Here is a 4,352-nt window from a genome sequence, read left to right on the forward strand (position 1 = left end):
CCTCGTGGTGGCCGTGATCATGCTGGCGTACGTCACCCGGGTCGGCGGGGACTTCATGCACGGCCGGGTGCTGCTGCCGTCGGTGTTCCTGTTCCTCCTGCCGGTCTCCGTGGTGCCCCTGCCGGTCGGACCCGCCCGCGGGGCGGACGACGCCCGCGTGCGCCGGGTGGCGGTCCCCGTCGTCGCCGGTGCGTGGCTCGTCGTCGTCGGATGGGCGGTGACCGTCGAGGTGGTCCAGGACCCGTTCCGCGACGAACCGGAGTCCATCACCGCCGCGGGGATCGTCGACGAGCGGCAGTTCTACATCCAGCGGACCGGCCACAAGCACCCGTTGCTCGCGGACGACTACCTCGACTTCCCGCGCATGAGGGCACTGGTGAGAGAGGTCTCGACCAACCGGACGGGGGCGGTATTCCTGCCGGTCCCGGGCTTCCAGGACCGGTGGGACGTGGTGGCCTACGACCGCCCGATGCCCGGACTGCAGCCGTTCGAACTGCCCGACGACCCCATCAAGACGGTCGTGTTCCTCAACCTGGGCATGACCAGCATGAACCTCCCGCTCGACGTGGACGTCTACGACACCGTGGGTCTGGCCTCGCCGTTGGCCGCACACACCGACCGCATGGAGGACGGGCGTATCGGGCACGACAAGTTCCTCCCGTACGACTGGGTGCTCGCGCGCAACGGGGTGGTCGAGGACCCGGTCAACTTCCCGCGATGGATCGACGTGAACTGGGTCAACCAGGCCGAGGTGGCGCTCACCTGCCCCGCGACCGAGGCGCTGATCGACTCGTATTCCGGCCCGTTGACGCTGGAGAAGCGCTGGTCCAACCTGGTTAACGCATTCTCATTCGCCGAGTACCGGATCAACAGAATCCCTGCATACGAGGTGCAGAGGTGCGGGTTGCCCATGCCTGAGAAAGTGGAGAAGTACCAGGGCACTCGGTAGTGTGGCCCGTACTGTTGTCTCGAATCGATAACAGTAGGGGATCGATCAGGTCCCCGACCTGTAACACCTGTCCCAGAATAAGCGACAGTAACGATGTCGCAGTTCCGGTCCTCCCCTGGTGGGGCCGGTCCGATGGACGTCACCGATGCCCCGGGTCACCTGGGGGCACCAGGAACGAACAAAGGAACCCACGAATGTCCCAGACCACCCTCCGGCGCAAGTTCGCCGCCGGGCTCACCGCCCTGGCGACGGCTGCAGGCCTCGTCGTGGGCGCCCCGGCTCTCGTCGGCGCCCAGGCCACCGAGCAGGGCTCGTCGGCCAGCCTCGGTTCCGCCGGATCAGCCGGCGCGCCGCCCGCGGCCCCCGCGTTCCGACCGGCCGGCGGTAACGAGGACCCGCGCGGAAACCGCGGAGTGCTCCGCCCCGGATGCTGGTACGACGAGCAGGCCCGATCCTGGGTCCAGTTCTGCAACGTGTGGTCGCCGTCGATGAACCGCGACATCAAGGTCCAGGTCCAACCGGCCCGGTTCAACGGCAACGCCGGCCTGTACCTCCTCGACGGCCTGCGCGCGCGGGACGACTGGAACGCGTGGACCCGCGACGCCCAGGCGCACCGCATCTTCCTTCAGGACAACATCACCCTGGTCATGCCGGTGGGCGGGCAGGTGTCCTTCTACTCCGACTGGGACCGGCCCATCAACCTCGGTGGCAACCTGCTCGAGTACAAGTGGGAGACCTTCCTCACCCGCGAGTTGCCGGTCTACCTTGAGCGCCACTTCGGCGTCAGTCGTACCAACAACGCCATCGCCGGCCTGTCGATGGGCGGCTCGGCTGCCGCGACGCTCGCCGCCAAGCACCCGACGCAGTTCAAGCAGGTCTCGGTGTTCTCCGGTTACATGAACCCCACGGCTCCGGGCATGTACACCATGATCCCGCTGGCGATGTTCGACGAGTGCCGCTGTGACCCGTTCGCCATGTGGGGTCTGCCGGGCTCCCCGCGCTGGGGCGAGCACGACCCGCTCCTCAACGCCGATCGACTTCGGAACATCCCGATGTACGTCACCGCCGGTTCCGCGATCCCGGGCCAGTACGACCAGCCCTCCAGCCTGCAGGCCGTGTTCAACACGTTCAACGGCATCATCCTCGAGGGGCTGTCACGTGGTTCGACCCTCGCGTTCCAGAACACGATGAACGCCGCGCCGAATAAGGCGACGTTCAACTACCGCACCACCGGCATCCACGGCTGGGGTTACTGGAACGACGACCTCATCGCGGCCCGCTCGGCGCAGATCCTGCCCGAGATGAACGCTTTCGCATGGGCGGGGTACTGACCCGACTGATATGAGAACGGATTCGCCCGCTCACAGCGAGTCCTCACCCGTCACACCGGGGCCCCGCGCGTAGATTCTCGTGCGGGGCCCCGGTCGCTTGCGTGACCACCGGGTTCGGCCGCGGGAGGGGAGCCCGCGGGCGGACGACGGACCAGGGCCCCGGGCAGAAGCTGTCCGGGTCGCGCTCGCGGCCCGTTCACCGAGACGTTCGGCGACGACGCGGCAAGGAAGAGAACCTCACATGGCGACCCCCAGCGCACACGCGAGCCCCCGCACCCGGTGGGCGTCCCTCCTGGCGGCCCCACTCGTGGTGGGAATGGTGGGCTCCGGCCTCATCGTCCCTCCGGCTGCGGGCGCCCAGGAGACCCCGGTCCGGGTGGCCCCGGGTCAGGAGACTCCCGCCCAGGGCTCCCCGGTCCAGGCCTCCCCGGCACAGACCGGTCCCGGCCAGGAGGACCCGGCCCGGCAGACCCCCGGGAACCGGGTGGACTCCCCCTCCCTGAGCGTGCCGACGACCCTCCCGACCGGAGTCCGCCTGGACAAGGTCGAGTGGAAGACGGCCAACCGGGTCGCACTGTGGGTGCAGTCCCCGGCCATGGAGCAGGCCATCCAGGTGCAGCTCATGCTCCCGGCCCAGTGGAACGCCGAGCCGGAACGCACGTACCCCTCGCTGCTCCTGCTCGACGGCCTGCGGGCGCGCAACGACGCCAGCGGGTGGACCCTCGAGACCAAGATCTCCCAGTTCTTCGACGCCAAGAACGCGATCATCGTGCTCCCCGTCGGCGGCGAATCGAGTTTCTACACGGACTGGGTCGCGGACGCCAACGGCTCGGCCTACCAGTGGGAGACGTTCCTCATGGAGGAGCTGCCGCCGCTACTGGCCCGCGACTGGCGGGTGAACGACAAGCACGGCGTGGCCGGGCTGTCGATGGGTGGCACGGCCGCGATGATGCTCTCGCAGCGCTACCCGGACTACTTCCAGTTCGCGGCGAGCTACTCGGGCTTCCTCGACACCACGAGCTTCGGCATGCCCGAGGCCATCAAGGTGGCCATGCAGGACGCCGGCGGGTATCAGGCGGAGAGCATGTGGGGACCCCTCGGCTCGGCCAGGTGGCAGGAGCAGGACCCCAAGCTCCACGCGGACAAGCTCCGCGGCCAGAGCGTCTACGTGTCCGCGGGAAGCGGGAACACCGGTCCGTGGGACCAGCCGTCGGGTCTGCCGGACATCCCCACCAACTTCCCGGGCTACGGGCTCGAGCTGCTGTCGCGGATGACCACCCAGACCTTCGTCAACAAGGCCCGCGGGGCCGGCGTCGAGGTGACCGCCAACTTCCGGCCCTCGGGCACGCACACGTGGCCGTACTGGCAGTTCGAGATGATGCAGGCGTGGCCCCAGTTCGCGGGCGCTGTGGAGATCGAGAACGTCGAGCCCCCGTGCGCGGCGCAGGGTGAGATCGCCCGGGTCGCCGAGCGTCAGCCCGGTCTGGGCCCGTGTCTGACGGGCGAGTACGACGTCAAGGGCGGCAAGGCCACCGACTTCCGCTTCGGCCGGGTCTTCTGGTCGCAGCAGACGGGCGCGCACTCGGTCCTCGGGGCCATCGGCGCCGCCTACCAGGCCGAGGGCGGACCCGACGGCCCGCTGGGGCTGCCCACCTCGGGCGAGACCACCACGCCTGACGGCAGGGGCCGGTTCACCCAGTTCCAGAACGGGGTCATCTACTGGTCGCCGACCACCGGGGCGCACGCGATCCGCGGGGCGATCCGGTCGATGTGGCAGGAGCGCGGCGCCGAGCGCGGGGACCTCGGCTACCCGACCACCGACGAGATCACCAACCCGAACAAGCCCGGAGTGGTCCAGGGCTTCCAGGGCGGCACCGTCTACTGGTCCTCCGCCACGGGCCCCAGGGTCGTCGAGGGCGCCATCCTGACCACCTACCGGGAGGCCGGCGCGGAGAACTCTGAACTCGGGTACCCGACCACCGACGAGATCTCCCTGACCACGCGCAACGGCGCCTTCAGTCGCTTCCAGGGCGGGGCGATCTACTGGTCGCCGCGCACCGGTGCGCACGCCA

Annotated in this window: 3 protein-coding genes; all 3 read left to right on the forward strand. The window is 69.2% G+C overall.

Translation table 11 applies throughout. The features are described 5' to 3' along the window. Window positions 1-949, forward strand: a 949-nt coding sequence (locus tag G6028_RS06615; RefSeq protein WP_479682424.1) for an arabinofuranosyltransferase AftB family protein, incomplete at its 5' end; no start/stop codon positions are given. A gap of 194 nt (window positions 950-1,143) precedes the next feature. Next, a complete protein-coding gene (locus G6028_RS06620) occupies window positions 1,144-2,280 on the forward strand; it encodes an alpha/beta hydrolase (protein WP_182658391.1) in 1,137 nt (378 codons plus the stop codon). A 241-nt stretch (window positions 2,281-2,521) separates the two neighbouring features. After that, on the forward strand, window positions 2,522-4,352 hold a 1,831-nt coding region (locus G6028_RS06625), incomplete at its 3' end, for an alpha/beta hydrolase-fold protein (RefSeq protein WP_182658392.1).

It is taken from the genome of Dietzia cercidiphylli (assembly GCF_014145145.1).
In the GTDB taxonomy this organism is placed as follows: domain Bacteria; phylum Actinomycetota; class Actinomycetes; order Mycobacteriales; family Mycobacteriaceae; genus Dietzia; species Dietzia natronolimnaea.

Bases quoted from the DNA above. Each gene is read 5' to 3' on its own strand.
- G6028_RS06620 (WP_182658391.1), top strand. From the start codon at position 1,144: ATGTCCCAGACCACCCTCCGGCGCAAGTTCGCCGCCGGGCTCACCGCC.